The 16,141-nt window shown below is 66.3% G+C and carries 16 protein-coding genes; 6 read left to right on the top strand and 10 right to left on the bottom strand.

All coding sequences use genetic code 11. From position 1 onward, the window contains the following. Both ABIC35_RS02555 and ABIC35_RS02550 read left to right on the top strand, forming a co-directional pair. Complete coding sequence (locus tag ABIC35_RS02555; RefSeq protein ID WP_147425934.1) at positions 1-444, top strand: hypothetical protein; 444 nt, start codon at positions 1-3, stop codon at positions 442-444. A 211-nt stretch (positions 445-655) separates the two neighbouring features. Next, positions 656-1,177, top strand: a complete 522-nt coding sequence (locus tag ABIC35_RS02550) for a hypothetical protein (protein WP_121078846.1) — start codon at positions 656-658, stop codon at positions 1,175-1,177. 199 nt (positions 1,178-1,376) lie between these two features. On the opposite strand, the gene ABIC35_RS02545 is transcribed toward ABIC35_RS02550, so the two are convergent. The 7 genes from ABIC35_RS02545 to ABIC35_RS02515 are packed head-to-tail and all read right to left on the bottom strand — an operon-like array spanning position 1,377 to position 6,922. Further along, entirely contained in the window at positions 1,377-1,787 is a 411-nt protein-coding gene (locus ABIC35_RS02545) for a c-type cytochrome (protein ID WP_354278214.1), read from the bottom strand. Continuing rightward, positions 1,777-2,673, bottom strand: a complete 897-nt coding sequence (locus ABIC35_RS02540; RefSeq protein ID WP_121078845.1) for a cytochrome c oxidase assembly protein — start codon at positions 2,671-2,673, stop codon at positions 1,777-1,779. Before ABIC35_RS02540 ends, ABIC35_RS02545 begins: the two co-directional genes overlap by 11 nt. Further along, complete coding sequence (locus ABIC35_RS02535; protein ID WP_121078844.1) at positions 2,661-2,987, bottom strand: hypothetical protein; 327 nt, start codon at positions 2,985-2,987, stop codon at positions 2,661-2,663. Before ABIC35_RS02535 ends, ABIC35_RS02540 begins: the two co-directional genes overlap by 13 nt. After that, a complete protein-coding gene (locus ABIC35_RS02530; RefSeq protein WP_121078843.1) occupies positions 2,984-3,601 on the bottom strand; it encodes a cytochrome c oxidase subunit 3 in 618 nt (205 codons plus the stop codon). The genes ABIC35_RS02535 and ABIC35_RS02530 overlap by 4 nt, the downstream gene beginning before the upstream one ends. Next, complete coding sequence (locus tag ABIC35_RS02525) at positions 3,598-5,496, bottom strand: cbb3-type cytochrome c oxidase subunit I (RefSeq protein ID WP_121078842.1); 1,899 nt, start codon at positions 5,494-5,496, stop codon at positions 3,598-3,600. The genes ABIC35_RS02530 and ABIC35_RS02525 overlap by 4 nt, the downstream gene beginning before the upstream one ends. Further along, complete coding sequence (coxB, locus tag ABIC35_RS02520) at positions 5,493-6,452, bottom strand: cytochrome c oxidase subunit II (RefSeq protein WP_121078841.1); 960 nt, start codon at positions 6,450-6,452, stop codon at positions 5,493-5,495. Before coxB ends, ABIC35_RS02525 begins: the two co-directional genes overlap by 4 nt. Beyond that, on the bottom strand, positions 6,449-6,922 hold the full coding sequence (locus ABIC35_RS02515) for a c-type cytochrome (protein WP_183049452.1): 474 nt from the start codon (positions 6,920-6,922) through the stop codon (positions 6,449-6,451). Before ABIC35_RS02515 ends, coxB begins: the two co-directional genes overlap by 4 nt. A 670-nt stretch (positions 6,923-7,592) precedes the next feature. Between ABIC35_RS02515 and ABIC35_RS02510 the strand changes: the two genes are divergently transcribed. After that, positions 7,593-9,812 (top strand): hypothetical protein, encoded by a 2,220-nt coding sequence (locus ABIC35_RS02510; protein ID WP_121078839.1) that lies wholly within the window; start codon positions 7,593-7,595, stop codon positions 9,810-9,812. A 2-nt stretch (positions 9,813-9,814) separates the two neighbouring features. Further along, the gene (locus ABIC35_RS02505) at positions 9,815-10,555 is read left to right on the top strand and encodes an SDR family oxidoreductase (RefSeq protein WP_121078838.1); all 741 of its coding nucleotides are present in this window, start codon (positions 9,815-9,817) and stop codon (positions 10,553-10,555) included. Positions 10,556-10,558: 3 nt separating this feature from the next. Here ABIC35_RS02505 and ABIC35_RS02500 read toward each other — a convergent pair whose 3' ends face one another. After that, positions 10,559-12,052: an MFS transporter gene (locus tag ABIC35_RS02500; protein WP_354278309.1), complete on the bottom strand. Its 1,494-nt coding sequence runs from the start codon at positions 12,050-12,052 to the stop codon at positions 10,559-10,561. Positions 12,053-12,213: 161 nt separating this feature from the next. On the opposite strand from ABIC35_RS02500, the gene ABIC35_RS02495 reads away from it, so the two are divergent. Both ABIC35_RS02495 and ABIC35_RS02490 read left to right on the top strand, forming a co-directional pair. Further along, complete coding sequence (locus tag ABIC35_RS02495; RefSeq protein WP_121078836.1) at positions 12,214-13,068, top strand: MBL fold metallo-hydrolase; 855 nt, start codon at positions 12,214-12,216, stop codon at positions 13,066-13,068. Continuing rightward, entirely contained in the window at positions 13,065-14,075 is a 1,011-nt protein-coding gene (locus ABIC35_RS02490; RefSeq protein ID WP_121078835.1) for a patatin-like phospholipase family protein, read from the top strand. Before ABIC35_RS02495 ends, ABIC35_RS02490 begins: the two co-directional genes overlap by 4 nt. 222 nt (positions 14,076-14,297) lie before the next feature. Here the strand turns inward: ABIC35_RS02490 and ABIC35_RS02485 are convergent, their stop codons facing one another. Together ABIC35_RS02485 and ABIC35_RS02480 are read right to left on the bottom strand one after the other, a co-directional pair. Then, a complete protein-coding gene (locus tag ABIC35_RS02485) occupies positions 14,298-15,305 on the bottom strand; it encodes an aldo/keto reductase (RefSeq protein WP_121079614.1) in 1,008 nt (335 codons plus the stop codon). Between the two features lie 65 nt (positions 15,306-15,370). Then, positions 15,371-16,117 carry an SDR family oxidoreductase gene (locus tag ABIC35_RS02480; protein WP_121079612.1) on the bottom strand — a complete coding sequence of 249 codons (747 nt, stop codon included), beginning with the start codon at positions 16,115-16,117 and terminating at the stop codon, positions 15,371-15,373. Positions 16,118-16,141: the final 24 nt, after the last annotated feature.

The raw sequence follows: 16,141 nt of genomic DNA, 5'->3' as shown, positions 1-16,141 counted from the left end.
ATGTTTTTTGAGGATCTTTCTGGATACAAATACTATACTAAGATAGCTGTTCCTGGAGTGCGAACTGTCGGGTGGTTGGATGAGGAGCATCCATTCAGAGTCGGAGAAGTTGATCGCTCTTTGTTGTCAAAGTTAGAAAAAATGATGATTGGCTCCAATGAAGTTGATATTCATGTCAATAAAATAAGAAGCGTGCATCCTTGTAATATTTGTGGCGATGACGATTTTGCAAGGTCAAAATTAAAAATAGGCTCAACAGAGTTGTGGATTCCAGATGGAGATGGTGGATTTTATGCTTCTCCGTCAATGATATTTCACTACATATCTGATCACAGTTATTTGCCTCCTGATGAATTTATAAAAGCTTTAGAAAATTTTAATTTGAATGAAAGGTACAATGCGCAAATCCAGTACGAGAATGCAATCTCGCAAATGGAATGGTAGCTTGATCTCTCACTTTTCTCCAATGAGCGCGTGACGGGCGGCATTTAAGTATGGCTGGCACCGGTGAAAGTTGAAAGTACCTATTGTTCATCTAGCATGTAACCTCAATGGTGGCGAGTTTCCTGCCAGGTGCTCTCATGAACATCGCTCCGCTCCCGACCCCAATACGCCCAGCACGACGCTGCATTGGGCGAAGGCCATCGGCAGCTGGATGCTCTCCGGGAACGACAGCAGCTACGAATGGGATCTGGCCCGCTGCTTCGAAGAAGCGCGGTGGCGCTTCCCCGAGCGCCCCTGGCCGACCAACGAGATCGTCCGCGAAGGGCTGGACGACGATCTCGCGTTCGCGCTCGGGGCGGGGCCGCATGCCAAGGTCGAGTTCGGGCCCGAGAACGACATCTACATGGCCGGCATCGAGATGTACGAGCGATGGACCGGCACGTCCGGGCCGGTGAAGCTTGGCGGCACGCGCAAGCCGCGCGACTTCGGCTATGCGCTGTGCCGGCACTATACCGCCATCCAGTCCTTCGACGAGGACGCGCTGGTCGCGGCGGGGCGCAAGATGCTGCGCGCCCATCTCCAGGCGCGGTGGCTCGGCAGCGGGCAGTACATTCGTGCGGCCACCTGGCTCAAGATCGTCCATCATCAGCTTGGGCGTGAAGCCGATCCGCGCCAGTGCATCCTGCGCGCCTATGACGACATGCCCGACGTCGCCCGCCCGGCGTTCGTCTAGCGCCTTGCCGGGCACCGGGGCGCATGGCCACTATGCCGTGATCCGTCGGCGCAGACGGTGCCGAATTGCTGAAAACTCTCGGCATGGTACTTTTCATGGCACCGTTTACCGGTCGAGAGATTAATGCACTCAAACATAGCCGGATTTGTTGGTCATTGACGTTAGAGTGGGAGTGAGGCCTGTCTACAAGCGCTCGACCCTAGCGCCGCAGCGTGTACAGATAGGCGGCGATGTCGCGGGCGTCGCGCGGCTGAACGCCCTGGTCGGGCATGGCGTTGCCTGGCATTACGTGCTGGGGCTGCTGGATCCATTGTTGGAGATTGGCGGGGTTGTTCGGCAACATGCCAGCGATGAAGCTGCGGGTCGCAACACCGTTCAACGCTGGACCGGCTACACCGGTCGCGGCGCCGATGCCGGGAATGCGGTGGCAGGCGCCGCAGTTGTAGCGTCCGATCGCGGCCTTGCCTGCTGGCACGCTGCCGCCGGTCATCGCCTCGGCATGGGTGCGCGCCTGGGCGCTGTCCTGGTAATAGATTCCCGCGACCGACAACACGCCGGCCAGCGTGGCGAGTGCCGTCATCCCATAGACGAAGCGCAGCTCAGCGGGCATCGGTGGTCCTCGATGGGGCGATAAGGGTGCGGAAGAGGAGCAGCGCCGCGCCGAGATGGACGAGTCCGCCCGGCACCCACATGATCAGCCCCGCGACCTGCTGGTCCTCGGCCGGGCTGAGGCCGAAAGGGGCAAGCGCCAGTCGGGCATAGCCGGCGTACCAGGGCGAGGTGGCGAAGGCCATCAGCGCGCCGAGCGCCCCGGTGACGATCGAGGTGGCGAGCAGGCACAGCCCGGCAAGCGCGCGATCGGCAGCAGCACCGGCTCCTGCGCCCCGTCGCCCGAGCATGGCGGTCCAGAAGAGGAGAGCGCTCACCAGGAAGCAGAGGTGCTGGACGGCGTGCCACGCTTCGTTGGCGAGCGCGAGATCAAACAGGCTCGGCATGTGCCAGATCCACAGCACCGCCGCCTGCAGCAGCGTCGCGACTACGGCGCCGCTTGCCCAGCGATAGGCGGGCGCAATCGCCGTGCCCGGTGCGCCGAGCGCGCGTCGGGCGGCGGAAGGGAAGGCCCAGAGCATCGTCGCGAGCGGCTCGGCCAGCACCAGTAGCGGGGCGGCCATCAGCATGATCAGCTCATGTTCGATCATGTGCGCGGTGAAGCTCCGCTCGCCCGCTTCGTGCAAGGGCGAGACGAGCGCGCCCGCGAGCACCAGCCAGCCGATCGTGAACCAGGTGCCGCGCCGCTCCAGGCGCGCGCGTCCGCCGGTCGAGCGGGCGTGGAGGCGGCGCCATCCGCGACCGAATGCGACTGCTGCGATCAAGAGCGGCAAGGTAATCGCCGGATCCCAGGTCCAGCCCGTCGGTGCGGCGTGATCGTGTCCAGCATGGGCGAGCGCCACGCCCGGGAGCAGGAGCAAGAGGGCGGCGAGGCTCAGCCGACGCATGGCGGCACGATCAGCACGGCAAGCGTCTGGAAGGCGATCGCCAGCGCGAAAATCGCGGCCAGCAGCAGCGCAACGCGCGAAAGCCAGGCGCGCGGCGGCGTCTGGTCGCCGGCGGGCTTGGCGCAGGGCCAGGCGATCGCCATCGCCGCGGCGCAGATGGCCAGGCTGCCCAGGCCCCACCCCAGTCCGAGCCCGTTGCCGACGGGCGCACACCGGACCTTCAGCACGCTGCCCAGGCCAAGCTGGAAGACATACCAGGCCAGCGGCGGCAGGAGCAGCGCCGCCCAGGGTCGGATGCGATCCCAGCGGCTCATCCCAACCTCGGCGCGAGGTAGATCAGCGCGCCGACGGGCAGCCAGCTGAGCACCACGAAGGTCCAGTAATTGGCGTTGTCCTCCACATCGGCGAACTGGTCGTCGCCCACCTCATGGGTGAACAGCCACACTGCCTGCACCGCCGTGTCGCCGATGTCGGTGATCAGGTGGCTGGTGTGGAGGATGATCAGCATCCATGTCAGCGATCCATAGGCATTGTCGCTCCAGTGGACGTTGAGATGCGCGAACTCGATGCCGCGCGGGATCAGCAGGAGCAGACCGAGGATCGTCATGCCCAGGGTGCCGAACCGAACGCCCCGTTCGTCCTTGGCGATCGCCCGGCGGCGCACCCAAAGATTGGGAATCTCGCTGAGGAACAGGCCAAGTGTGAGCACCGCCGGCCAGAACAGATCGGGCGGGCGGGTGCCGGCTGGCGGCCAGCCCTGCGTCTGGCTCATCAGGTACAGGTACGTGCCGGCCGCCAGCGCGAAGGCGGTGCCTTCGATCGCCATGAAGCCGATATTGCCCCACCAGACGAGGTGCTTGGCCCCGCTGGCGCTCTCGGGCAGGTCGGAGACGTCGCCGACGACCTTGCAGGGGCGGGCGTCGCTCATCGGCGCACCCGCAGCGGCCCGGTGCGCGCCCGTTCGCGCTGTGGCCAGAACCATACGACCAGCGCGACCGCGACGGGCACTGCCCCCCACACCAGCGCCCAGGGCGTGAAGATGCTGCCGATGAACAGGATCGTCACCGCCAGCGCCGACAGCAACGGCGCGATCGACGGCTTGGGGCTCTTCTGCCGATATTCGGGCGTCGCCTCGATCACCGAGGTGACCAGCACTTCGCGGCGTTCGATGGCGAGGCCGGTCATCACCTGCAACGCGTCCTTCTGCGTCCAGAGCGGGGTGAGGCTGTCGACCACGGGGAGATGATCGAAATTGTGCTGCGGGGGCGGGGAGGGGACCGCCCATTCGAGCGTCGACCCACCCCAAGGATCCGGCCCGGCGGGGGCGCCATGCCGCCGGCTCCACCAGGCATTGGCGACGAACACCAGCCCGCCCGCCACCGCGATCGCCGAGCCCAGCGTCGCGACGAGGTTGAGCGGCCCCCAGCCCATGCCCTCGCTATAGGTGTAGACCCGACGCGGCATGCCCATGAGCCCGAGCAGGTGCATCGGGAAGAAGCCGAGGTTGAACCCGCCGACGATCAGCCAGAAGGCAAGCTTGCCCAGCCGCTCGGACATCAGCCGCCCGGTCGCCTTGGGATACCAGTAGCAGAAGGCGCCGAGCAGCGGGAAGATCGCGCCGCCGATCAGCACGTAATGGAAGTGGGCGACGATGAAATAGGTGTCGGTGATCTGCTGGTCGAGCGGGGCCGAGGCGGCCATCACGCCCGAAAGTCCGCCGATCACGAAGGTGGCGATGAAGCCCAGCACCCAGAGCAGCGGCGTGTCGAAGCGCGGGCGGCCGCTCCACAAGGTCGCGATCCAGCAGAAGATCTGGAGGCCGGCGGGCAGTGCCACGGCCATGCTCGCGGCGGTGTAGAAGTCGTTGCCCAGCCGCGGCAGGCCGACCGCGAACATGTGGTGGACCCACAGCCCGAAGGCGAGCGCGGCGATACCGAGCATCGACAGCACCACCGCGACATGGCCGAACAGTGTGCGCCGCGAGAAGGTCTCGACGATCATCGAGACGAAGCCCGCTGCGGGAAGGAAGATGATGTAGACCTCCGGGTGCCCGAACCACCAGAACAGGTGCTGGAAAAGGATCACGTCGCCACCCGCGGAGGGCGCGAAGAATTGCGTCGAGACGAGCCGATCCGCAATCAGCATGCTGGTGACGAGCATCACCGCCGGCAGCGAAAAGATCGTCATCAGCCCGGCGATCGCCTGCGACCAGACGAACACCGGGATGCGCGCCAGTGTCATGCCCGGCGGCCGCATCTTGAGGACGGTGGCGACGACGTTCACCGAGGCGGCGAGCGCCGCAACCTCGGTGAAGGTGATCATCTGCGCCCAGATGTCGACGCGGTGGCCGGGGCCATAGCCGGGGCCGGAGAGGGGCGGATATTCAAACCAGCCAAGATCCGGCGTGATGCCGAAGGCGTGCGGCACCCACAGCATGAGTACACCGCCGAGGTAGAGCCAATAGCTGAACGCGGCGAGCCGCGGGAAGGCAAGCGCGCGCTGGCCCAGCATCAGCGGCACCAGCCAGATCGCCATCGCCTCCATCACCGGAACCGAGACGAGGAACAGCATCGTCGAGCCGTGCAGCGAGAAGCTCTCGTTATAGAGCTGCGGCGTCATTCGGCCCATGTCCGGCCAGGCGAGCTGCAGCCGCATGTCGAGCGCGAGCATGCCCGCGAGGAACATCAGCAGCACGACGGTGAGGATGTAGCGCGCCGCGATCCGCTTGTGATCGACGGTGGTGAGGAAACCCCACAGCCCGGGTGCGTCCCGCCAGGAGACGGCGAGCCGATCGGCCTGTTCGGGGGTGAGCGGCTCGGTCATTGCAATCCCATCAGGTACCGTGACGCGGCATCGGCATCGGCGCCGGAAAGTGCGACCGGCGGCATCATCGTGCCGGGCTTCAGCGCTTGGGGCTGGGCGATCCAGCCCTGGATTGCGCCGCGGCTCATCGTCAGCGTGCCCGCGGCCACCGAGCGCCGGCTGCCGAAATGGGTGAGGTCCGGCCCGGCGCGTCCCGTGGCGGGGGTGCCGCGGATGGCATGGCACATCGCGCACTGGCCGCCGGTCACCACCCGCTGCCCGTGCGCAGCGACAGGATCGGCGGGTTTGGCAGCCGCGTTTGCCTGACCTGCCAGCCAGCGATCGAAAGACTCGGGCGGGTCGACCTTCACGTCGAACGCCATGTGCGCGTGCTGGATGCCGCAGAACTCGGCGCATTGGCCGCGGAACCAGCCGGGGCGGGTGGGGGTGAGGTCGAGCAGGTTGATGCGGCCAGGGATCACGTCGAGCTTCTGCGCGATGTTCGGCACCCAGAAGCTGTGGATCACGTCCGCCGATCCCAGCGCAACGCGCGTCGTGCGGCCGAGCGGCAAATGGAGCTCGTTCGCGGTCTCGATCCAGCCGCCGGTGCGCGGATCGCGATACTGGATGCGCCACCACCATTGATGGCCGGTCACCCGCACTTCCAGCGCATCGCGGGCACGCGCCGCGGCGATGTTGCGCTCGACGAGGAAGCTCGCGGTGATCACCACGGTGAGCCCGACCACGATCAGCCCCGCCCAGCCGAGCAGGCCGCGATTGAGCCCCACATCGGGCGGGTTTATCGCCGGCTCGCCCGCCGTGCGGCGCCGGCGCACCGCACGCCACAGCGCCCAGGCGACGCCACCAAGCACCAGCAGGTACATCGCGCCGCAGACGAGCATCATCAACCAGAACAGGCCATGGATGCCTGCCGCCTGTTCGCCCGCCGGTGCCAGTGCCGATTGCAGCCCGTTCAACGCACCGGACCCGACCAGTTGCTTCCCTGCGGCTCGCCGACCTGGTCGAGATCCTGGCGACGCCGCCTCTCCGGTGTCAGTCGCGGCAGGTTCCGCACATAGGCGGTAATCTGCCAGAGCTGCTCGGTCGGGATGCGGGCGGCATAGCCGGGCTGCGCGCCCGGGTGCCGATCGGCGATGAAGCCATAGACCTGATCGAGATCGCCGCCGTGCAACCATGGGCGGTCGCTAAGGTTCAGCGCGCCGCGCGCGTTGCCCCCATGGCAGCTCCCGCAGCCATACCAGGTGAAATAGCGCCCACCCTGCGCGACCTGATAGAGGTTGCGCTCATAGGCTGCCGCGCGCGGATCCTGCGCACCGTTGGGCGCGGTCTGGGGCAGGTCCGGGCCTGCGGTACGGCTCTCCGCGCTGCAACTCGCAACGGGCAAGGCGATCATACCGGCAAGGAATGCGCGACGGAGAGAGTTCACGCGGTTTTGTTGCGCGCCCGACAAGCGCCTTCAATTACACATATTAGTTTTGTCGGGCGTCAGGCGCGGGCGCGCGAGATCGTCGACAGCTCGGCTGGGCGAACCTCATGGACCAGTTGCTCCATCCGGCATGGTGCCGGCGCCTTGTCTGGTCGCCAGCGCAGCAGCTTGGTCGCGCCCCTTGGTACGACGGAAGCCGCCGACGAGGTAGTTGGCGGTGCGATGCTGCTATATCTTGAGCATTGCCCGCTCACCGGGTCCGATAGGATTCGTTCAGCTGCTTAGCGATGACATTGTGCAGCGCACCTCCACCTTGGGTGAGCAAGCCCGGGCGGCGTCCAGATCTTGCGTCCGGTGCGACAGCGGCAGGGACGATCCGCATGCGCGCGGTGACCGGCTTGCAGCGTAGCGCGTCGCTTGTTCCGTGGCGCTTCGACGAGCGGGGCCCAGCCGGCGGTTCCGATCACCGGTCGCATCGTCCTTCTGCACAGTAGCCAAATCGCGCTGTCTGATCGGTTTCGGTGGGGACTGGCTCCTGAACCGAGGGGAGGAGGCTGCTTGCGCCTGCCTGCGAAAAACATCCTAGCTTGGATTAGAAGCTCGGCCGATCGCCGGAACCAGCGCCGCCTTCGATCTTTGCCCATGATCCTGTCATTCATCGGAGAGGCGCATGCCGAACACGGCAATCCTCGAGGCAAAACCGGCCAGCCCGTACCTTCTCACCTTGCGCGATGCACTGCGCGAGGCCGAAGCGCCCGTCGCAAGCTTCGAGATCGGGGATCTCGATGTGGAGATCCTGGCAACCGGCGACTCCGTCTTCGCGGTGATCCGCCGGGACGGCAGTGGCGGGCTGGCAGTTCGGGCGGCGTTCGTCCCGGCACCCTTCGATATCGCAGTCGCGCGCAAGGCGCCCGACGAGGCGGCGCGGCTGCGCGTGACGAGCCGGATGGGCGAACATGTCCTGTCGTTTGTCGCTGCGCAGGACGCGCTGGAGCAGATCCGGATCGTCACCCGGTTCACGCCCGCCGGGCTGACGGTGCTGCCGTTCGTCCCGCGCGATCTCTATCCGCTGGGCCGGGGCGACGATCCGCTGCGTGCAGAAGGTTTGGTCGAGGCGTCGCAGCGGGGCATCAACACCGGACTGCTCTACTTCCGCATCGACGAGCCCGCCTTCGGGAATGTGCTCTACGTCCAGAACCTGACGGCTTCGAACGCCTATTTCCGCGCGACCGGCACCAAGCCTTGCAAAGCGGTCGGCGGTGCCTGGCCCGAACTCGGCTACAAGCTGCCGGTGCCGACGGAGAACGCGGACCCTATCGAGGTGGCACTCGCGGCGGGCGAGACGGTCACGCTGTCGGATGCGATTCTCGTCTTCCGCCACGAAGCGCCGCCGCACGAGCGCGAATCCGCGCGGCAGTTCCTCCAGATGCTGGGCACCGCCTATCGCATGCTCGAGCTGCCGCCGGTGGCCTATCGCGACTGGGTCGAGCGGGCCGAACGGTCGCTGCGCGACCTGGCGGAGGCGCCGGAAGCCACCGTCCGCCACTATGGCCACCGCTACGTCCATCCGTACACGGCGGCCGAATATCCGGACATCATGGTGCAGATGTCGGTGATATCGGCGCTGCACGACTGGGGCACCTGGTGCGGCGAGCCGCATCCGCTGGAAGCGGAGTTCAAGGGCGGCTTGCGAAAATTCTACGATCCCGATCTCCAGACCTTGCGGCGCTATCTGCCCAATGTCGGCAAGGACAAGGATGCCGATGCGGTCGACAGCTGGTATCTCTATCATCCGCTGGTGAACCTCGGCCACCTCGCGCTCGACGGCGATGCCGCGGCGCGCGAGCTGTTCCTTGGCTCGCTCGACTATGGCATCCGCGCCGCCCGGCATTTCGACTATCGCTGGCCCATCCAGTATAATGTCACGGACTTCAGCGTGATCACCGCCGAGGCGCCCGCCGACGGCCGCGGCCAGACCGATGTCGGCGGCGTCTATGCCTGGGTGATGCTGCGGGCCTTCGAGCTCACCGACGACAAACGCTATCTCGACGAAGCGCGGGCAGCGATCGATGCGGCGATGGGGCTGCGGTTCGATATCAACTATCAGGCGAACCTCACCGCCTGGGGCGCGGCCGCCTGCATGCGGCTGTGGCGGATCACCAATCGCGACGTATATCTGGAGCAGAGCTACGTCTATCTTGCCAGCTTCCTGCACAATGCGGTGATCTGGGACAGCCAGATCGGCCATGCGGCTGCGTACGAGACCTTCCTTGCGGTCACCTGCCTGCAGGATGCGCCGTACATGGCGATGTACGAATGCTTCGACAGCTATGTGGCATTCGGCCATTATCTCGATGACGGCGGGCCGGAGCTCGATCCGGAAGCTCGGATGCTGATCGGCGAATATTGCAAATATGTGCTCTCGCGCGCCTGGTATTACTATCCCGACGCCTTGCCGAAGGAGGCCATCGCCGAGAAGCAGCGTGAGGCGAACGGGCATGTCGATCGCAACCTCTCCTTCCCGCTCGAGGATCTCTATCCGGACGGGCAGCAGGCCGGGCAGGTGGGACAGGAGGTGTATGGTACGGGTGCAGCCTTCATCTTCGCCTCGCGCGCGTTCCACCGCATCGATGGGGCGCCGTTCCTGTTGTTCTGCGATTCGCTGGTCCGGTCGGTGGAGCGCACCGGCGACCAGGCGCTGACCCTCCAGCTCGACGCCGGTGAAACGGCCACCGCCAATGTCCGTCTGGTGCGGCTGAAGCGGCGCAAGTTGCCCAAGAGCAACCTTACCACCGCCGGTGGCGACGCGATTCGCCCGAGCGGCATCTCCGACGATCGCATTGACTATGTCGTGCCGGCGAACGGCCGGCTGATCCTCACCTGGGAATGACCATGACGCTGGAAACCACCGCCTTGACCGGCAAACGCATCGTCCTGACCGGCGGGACCACCGGGATCGGCCGGGCGACGCTCGCGCTGCTGGCGGAGGAGGGCGCGCGCGTTCTCACCTTCGGGCGGTACCAGGGAGCGCTCGACGAGGCGCTCGCGCTGACCGCGACGCACGAAAAGGCCATCGGGATCGTCGCCGACGCCGCGACGAAGGAGGGCGTCGACAGCGTCTTCGCAGCCGCCGATGCGGAACTGGGCGGTGTAGACATACTGGTCACCTGCGCGGCACTGGGCGCGCAGCCAATCCACGAGATGGACGATGCCGATTGGCGCTACGTCATCGACACCAACCTAACCGGCACGCTGGCCTGCGCCCGGGCAGCCATCCGGCGCATGGAGAAGCAGGGCGGCGGCCATCTGTTGTTCGTCGGCTCGATCAGCACCGAGATCAAGGCCGAGGGCGAGAGTGTCTATGCCGCGACCAAGGCCGGCATCCAGGCCTTTGCCGAGACGCTGCGCAAGGAGGTGGCGGAGAAGAACATCAAGGTCAGCGTGATCCAGCCGGGATCGGTCGACACCGACATGCAGGAATGTAGTGACGAAGAGAAGGCGGAGGCGGTCGCGCGGGCCGAGATGCTGCACGCGGAGGAAATCGCCGAGGCGATCCGCTTCGTGCTCACCCGTGGGACGGCAAGCGATGTGGTCAATCTGCGCATCGAGCCGCTGGTCCAGAAGACCAGCTGAGGGTTAGGGCCGCTGCGCCCGCCGCTGCCGCCTTCGCGCCCGGGCGTCGCGCAGTAGCGAGGCGGGGATGTCGGTGGCGGTACGGAGCCCGGCCACGCTGGAGATATTGCGGATGGTGCGCCGCGTCTCGTTGAGCAACTGCCCCACCATTTCGCGCCGCTCGATCTCGCCATGCTCCTGCACCAGCGACAGGCGGTGAATCGCATAGATCCCGATCAGCCCTGCGATCAGGAAGTAGAAGTCCCATCGCGTCAGCGCGAAGGGCAGGGCGACGACGCCGTTCGGGCTGCTCCAGCGCACCAGCAAGTCGAATTGGCGCGCCGCGAAGAAGTCGGCGAGGAGGCCGCCTAGGATCGGCGCGAGGCCAGCGGCAGCGGCGGTCACCATCGCGTTGGTCGCGACATAGGCGGTCGCGGCGCCCTTCGGCGAGAGCTTGAGCGCGATGTTGGTATTGGCCAGCGTCACCCCGGCGATCGTCGCGCCCATCAGCAGATGTAGGCCGACCAGCCACAGCTTCACCACACCGCGATCGGCGAATTGCGAGGCACCCGCCATCGCCATGATCGCGAGGATATAGGCGGGCGCGCACACCGCCAGCACCGACTTGTTGGCGAAGCGGTCGCTCAGCGTACCCCACAGGCGCAGCGCGAGGATGTTGGCGACCTGGCTTGCCACGCTCAGCACCATCACGAAGCTGATGTTGAAGTGCAGCTGGCGGACGATGAAGACGGTGAAGAAGGGCGTCGCGAAGTTGACCGCGAACTGCCAGCTGGCGACGAACACCAGTAGCCGCCGGAAATTGCCGTCGCGCAAGGGGCGGCGCAGCAGGGCGCCGAGGTCGACCGGCCCCGGCGCTGGCGGCATCAGCGGCTCCGGCATGCTCGCGACCACGCGGGCGCTGATCAGGCCAGTGATGCAGCCCGCCGCAAACATGCCGGCGAAAACCAGATTGCGGTTGAAGGACCCCGGTCGCGTCCAGTCCAGCGCGAGCGCGGCGGCAAGCCCGAGCAGCAGACTGATTGCGGTCAGCCACACCGTCCGCTTGGCGAAGACGGTGCCCAGCCGCTCCTCGGGGGCGAGGTCGCGCATCCAGGCGTTCCAGGCGCAGGATCCGATCGCCCCCAGCCCGCACAACACCAGCTGCGCAGCGAGAAAGGCGAGCAGCGGCAGCGTGCCGCTGAAAAAGGCAAGCACCGCCATGATTGCCAGCATCAGCCGCCCAATCAGGCTGGTGAACACCGCGATCCGCTTGCGCGCTCGCAGCCGCTCGACGAGTCCGATCGCCGGCAGCTGGAGCAACTGCGCGAGAAAGGGCGCGCTCGCTAGGATACCGACCATCGCGTTCGACGCGCCCAGGTGCAGCGCGAAGGCGGTCAGGATCACGCCGGTGGTCAGCGCCGCGGTACCGCCGGAGAAGATCGCCTCGGTGACGAGCAGGCGAAGCCCGCGCTCGCGTTCCTCGGACGACACTTCGCGTTGCGGCTGCAGGCTGACCATCACGCGGCAACGTGCGGCGCATGGCGAGGTGCCTCGGCGAGGCCCGACGGGCAACATAAGTTACCGAGAAAGTTCGGCGAATTCCGAACCGAGCGAGGGGCGATGTTCCTGGTTCGGAGGTTGATGGATCAGGCTTTGCAGCCAAGTCTCAAGGAGCAAGGATGCGCATCCACCATCTTAATTGCGGCACCGATTGTCCGCTGGGCGGCGCGTTGTTCGACGGGCGCTCGATCGCGCCGCTCGGGCGGCTGGTCTGCCACTGCCTGCTGATCGAGACCAATGCGCATGGTCTGGTGCTGGTCGATACCGGCTATGGGCTGCGCGACATCGCTCATCCGCATGGGCCCGGCGCGCCGCGCATCACGCGCGCCTGGCGGACGATGCTCAACATCCGGCTCCACGAAGCGGAAACCGCCATCCGCCAGATCGAGGCGCTGGGCTTTCGCGCGGACGACGTGCGTCACATCGTCGTTACCCATCTCGACTTCGACCATGCCGGCGGACTGGAGGATTTCCCCAATGCCGTCGTGCATGTGATGCAACGGGAGTATGACGACGCTACTGGCCCACATGCCGGGCTGGTCGCGCGCAACCGCTGGCGCCTGCCGCAACTGGACGGCGTCCAGCAGTGGCGCGGCTATGGTGCGCAAGGCGAGCGCTGGTTCGGCTTCGAGGCGGTACGCGACCTGGAGGGGCTGCCGCCCGAGATCCTGCTTGTCCCGCTGCCCGGACATACCTGGGGCCATGCCGGCGTGGCTGTCCGGCGCGACGACAGGCGCTGGCTGCTCCACGCGGGCGACGCCTACTTCTACCGCGGCGAGATGCGCCAGGCGCGGCGGCGCTGCACGCCTGGCTTACGCGCCTATCAGCGGCTGATGGAGGTCGATGCCGAGAGCCGCATGGACAACCAGGCGCGGCTGCGGCGGCTGTCGATCGAGCGTCGCGAGGAGGTCTCGATCGCCTGCGCGCATGATGCGGTCGAGCTGGAGCGCTGCCAGGCGGGGCGGCCGCTTTGATCGACCTTCGCGACGCCCGGGTCGTGCTGGTGCTGGCCGGCGGAAATGCGCTGGGTGCCTATCAGGCCGGCGTCTTCCAGGCCTTGCACGAGGGCGGCATCGCGCCGGAGTGGATCATCGGCACGTCCGTCGGGGCGATCAACGGCGCGATCTTCGTCGGCAACGCACGGGACGTCGCGCTGGAGAAACTGGCCGCTTTCTGGCGATCGGACGGTTTCGACTGGTGGCAGGCTTGGCCCGAGACCTGGCGCAGGACGATGGAGACAAGTGCTACGCTGCTGGGGGGCAGGCCCGGCCTGTTCGGGCCGCTAGGTACTGCGCTGCTCGCCGCGCCCACCCCTGCGCTGTACGATACCGGCTCGCTCGCGGCGACGCTGGAGTCTCTCGTCGACTTCGCTCGGCTGAACGCCGGTGCTCCGCGCTACACGGCGGTCGCCGTCGATCTGGAGAGCGGCGCGGAAGTCGCATTCGACACCCAGGATCGCTCCATCGGCACTGAACATATCCGCGCCAGCGCGGCGCTGCCGCCGGCCTTCCCGTCGGTTGCGGTAGATGGCCGGCTGTACGTGGATGGCGGCCTTGCAATCAACCTGCCGCTGGATCCGGTACTGGCGACACCCTGCGCACGCCCGACGCTGTGCATCGCGGTAGACCTGCTGCCGGTGCGCAGCGGCCGGCCCGCTACGCTGGGCGCCATGGCAGCACGCGCGCAAGACCTGACCTTCGCCAGCCAGACGCGGCGTACGATCGCGCGCTGGCAGGCGCAATATGCGACCGATCCCGCTTTTGACGACTGTTCGGTCACGCTGGCGCAGCTGCTCTATGCCGACCAGCAAGTGGAAGTGGCGGGCAAGGCGATGGATTTCTCGCCCGCCTCGGTGCGCCAGCGCTGGGAACATGGCCTTCGCGACGGCATGGAGCTCCTCCGCCGTCTTGTCGGCGGTTCGCTGCCGATCGGCAGACCCGGTCTGCACATCGTTCCCGGCCATTCGGAGAATGCTCCATGAAAGCCGCGCTGAAGACCGTCGACGGACGCTTCACCGACCAGGACGTGGAAGAACCCGCGCTGCCCGCCGCAAACTAGGCGAAGGCGCTCGTGCGCATGGCAGGCATCTGCGACACCGATCTGCGGCATTGGGAAAAGCCCGACCAGCATCTGCGTTGCTGCATCATGGCCCATGAACTCGACGGTGAAGTCATTGGCATCGGCAGAGCGTGCGCTGACGGGATCAACCCGGCAGCGGGGCTGCCGGGTCGACCAGACCTTCCGCGCGCATCTCGCTCCAGAACGCCGCCGGAATCACCGCCTCGAAAGCGGTGCGATCTTCGGCGATGCGATCCGGTCTGCTCGCGCCCGGGATGATCGCAGCGACGGCAGGATTGGCGAGCGAGAATTGCAGACCCGCCGCCTTCATCGAGACGCCGTGCCGATCGGCGATCGCCTTGATCGCCGCGATTCTTGCCAGGATTTCGGGAGAGGCAGGCGCATATTCGAAGTTTGGTCCGCCAACGAGGGCGCCCGAACTATATGGGCCGCCGACAATCACGCCGAGCCCGCGCTCCTGTACCTTCGGCATCAGCCGCTGCAATGCACGGCTATGGTCGAGCAGCGTATAGCGGCCGGCAAGCAGGAAGGCGTTGGGCTGCGGCTCATCAAGGTCCAGCAGGATCTCGATCGGCTCGACCTTGTTGACCCCCAGTCCCCAGGCCTTGATCACGCCCTCGCTGCGGAGGCGGTCCAGCGCGCGGAAGGCGCCGGTACGGGCTTCCTCGAAGCGGGCGATCCACTGGTCACCCCAGAAATCCTGCGCCAGGTCGTGCACGAAGACGATCTCGACATGGCTGGTCTGCAACCGGGTGAGGCTGTCCTCGATCGACTTCAGTGTGGCATCATAGCCATAGTCGTTGATCATCTTGTTCGGGCGACCGTGCGCGAAAACATCGCCCTTCTCGCCATGGTCGCGCAGGCTGATATCCTCGACCTCGTCGAGCACGACGCGGCCGACCTTGGTGCTGAGCACATAGTCGTCGCGCGGCTTGCCCTTGAGGGCCTCGCCCATGCGCAGTTCGGCAAGGCCGGCGCCGTAGAAGGGGGCGTTGTCGAAGTAGCGGATGCCCGCGTCCCAGGCGGCAGCGACGGTTTCCAGCGCCTCGGCCTCCGGAATTGCGCGGAACATGTTGCCCAGCGGCGCGGTGCCGAAGCCGAGCTTGCCTTTCAGGATGGTATCCAGTGCCATGTCGGGGTCCTTCCAGTTGCGGGAGCGGCGGGCGTCCACCATCGGATGCCCGCCGCGGTCGTGAATCAGAGATTGCTCATGCCGCCGTCGATGATCAGTTCGCTGCCGACGGTATAACGGCTCTCGTCCGACGCGAGATGCACGACGGCATCGGCGATTTCCGCGGACTCGCCGAAGCGGCCTGCCGGGATCGCGCCGATCAGATAGTCCTTCATGCCCGCGAGATCGCTCTCGGAAAGTCCGAGCTTGCCGTAGATCGGCGTGGAGACCGGGCCGGGGCTGACAACGTTCACCCGTACGCCGCGGCCGATCAGTTCGCCCGACAGCGTGCGCGCCAGCGAGATCAGCGCGGCCTTGCTCGCGGCGTAGACGATCGAGTTCGGCTTGCCGAGCCGGGCGTTGATCGAGCCGTTGAGCACGATCGAGGCAGGGTTGGCGAACAGCGGCAGCAGCGCCTGCACGAGGAACAGCGGCCCCTTCACATTGACCGCGAAGGTGCGGTCGAACCCTGCTTCGTCCCACGCCTCGAGCGGGCGGAAATCGGCGACGCCGGCGTTGACGAACAGCGTGTCGAGGCGCCCCCATGCCTGGCGGATCATGTCGGCGATCGCCGCCTGGCCGGCGACGTCCCCGGCATCGGCGTGGATGGTGCGCACGTCGCCCAGTTCCTGCCTGGCAGCAGCGAGCTTCTCCTCGCTGGTGCCGGTGATGGCGACGGTCGCGCCTTCTTCGAGGAAGCGGCGGGCAGTGGCGAGGCCGATGCCGCTGGTGCCGCCGGTGACGAGGGCGAATTTGTTGGCAAGACGGTTCATGATCGATTCCTTGGTTGCGAGCCG

It is taken from the genome of Sphingomonas trueperi, from assembly GCF_040545965.1.
GTDB classification, from domain to species: Bacteria; Pseudomonadota; Alphaproteobacteria; order Sphingomonadales; family Sphingomonadaceae; genus Sphingomonas; species Sphingomonas trueperi_C.
Note: the sequence above shows the minus strand (reverse complement) of the source record. Positions and strands in the feature narration are given on the sequence as shown.

Excerpts from the sequence above, each read along its gene's own strand:
- ABIC35_RS02550 (WP_121078846.1), top strand. The coding sequence starts at position 656 with ATGCTCTCCGGGAACGACAGCAGCTACGAATGGGATCTGGCCCGCTGC.
- ABIC35_RS02505 (WP_121078838.1), top strand. The coding sequence starts at position 9,815 with ATGACGCTGGAAACCACCGCCTTGACCGGCAAACGCATCGTCCTGACC.
- ABIC35_RS02555 (WP_147425934.1), top strand. The coding sequence starts at position 1 with ATGTTTTTTGAGGATCTTTCTGGATACAAATACTATACTAAGATAGCT.
- ABIC35_RS02485 (WP_121079614.1), bottom strand. The coding sequence starts at position 15,305 with ATGGCACTGGATACCATCCTGAAAGGCAAGCTCGGCTTCGGCACCGCG.
- ABIC35_RS02480 (WP_121079612.1), bottom strand. The coding sequence starts at position 16,117 with ATGAACCGTCTTGCCAACAAATTCGCCCTCGTCACCGGCGGCACCAGC.
- ABIC35_RS02540 (WP_121078845.1), bottom strand. The coding sequence starts at position 2,673 with ATGCGTCGGCTGAGCCTCGCCGCCCTCTTGCTCCTGCTCCCGGGCGTG.
- ABIC35_RS02545 (WP_354278214.1), bottom strand. The coding sequence starts at position 1,787 with ATGCCCGCTGAGCTGCGCTTCGTCTATGGGATGACGGCACTCGCCACG.
- ABIC35_RS02500 (WP_354278309.1), bottom strand. The coding sequence starts at position 12,052 with ATGGTCAGCCTGCAGCCGCAACGCGAAGTGTCGTCCGAGGAACGCGAG.
- ABIC35_RS02510 (WP_121078839.1), top strand. The coding sequence starts at position 7,593 with ATGCCGAACACGGCAATCCTCGAGGCAAAACCGGCCAGCCCGTACCTT.
- ABIC35_RS02525 (WP_121078842.1), bottom strand. The coding sequence starts at position 5,496 with ATGACCGAGCCGCTCACCCCCGAACAGGCCGATCGGCTCGCCGTCTCC.
- ABIC35_RS02495 (WP_121078836.1), top strand. The coding sequence starts at position 12,214 with ATGCGCATCCACCATCTTAATTGCGGCACCGATTGTCCGCTGGGCGGC.
- ABIC35_RS02530 (WP_121078843.1), bottom strand. The coding sequence starts at position 3,601 with ATGAGCGACGCCCGCCCCTGCAAGGTCGTCGGCGACGTCTCCGACCTG.
- ABIC35_RS02535 (WP_121078844.1), bottom strand. The coding sequence starts at position 2,987 with ATGAGCCGCTGGGATCGCATCCGACCCTGGGCGGCGCTGCTCCTGCCG.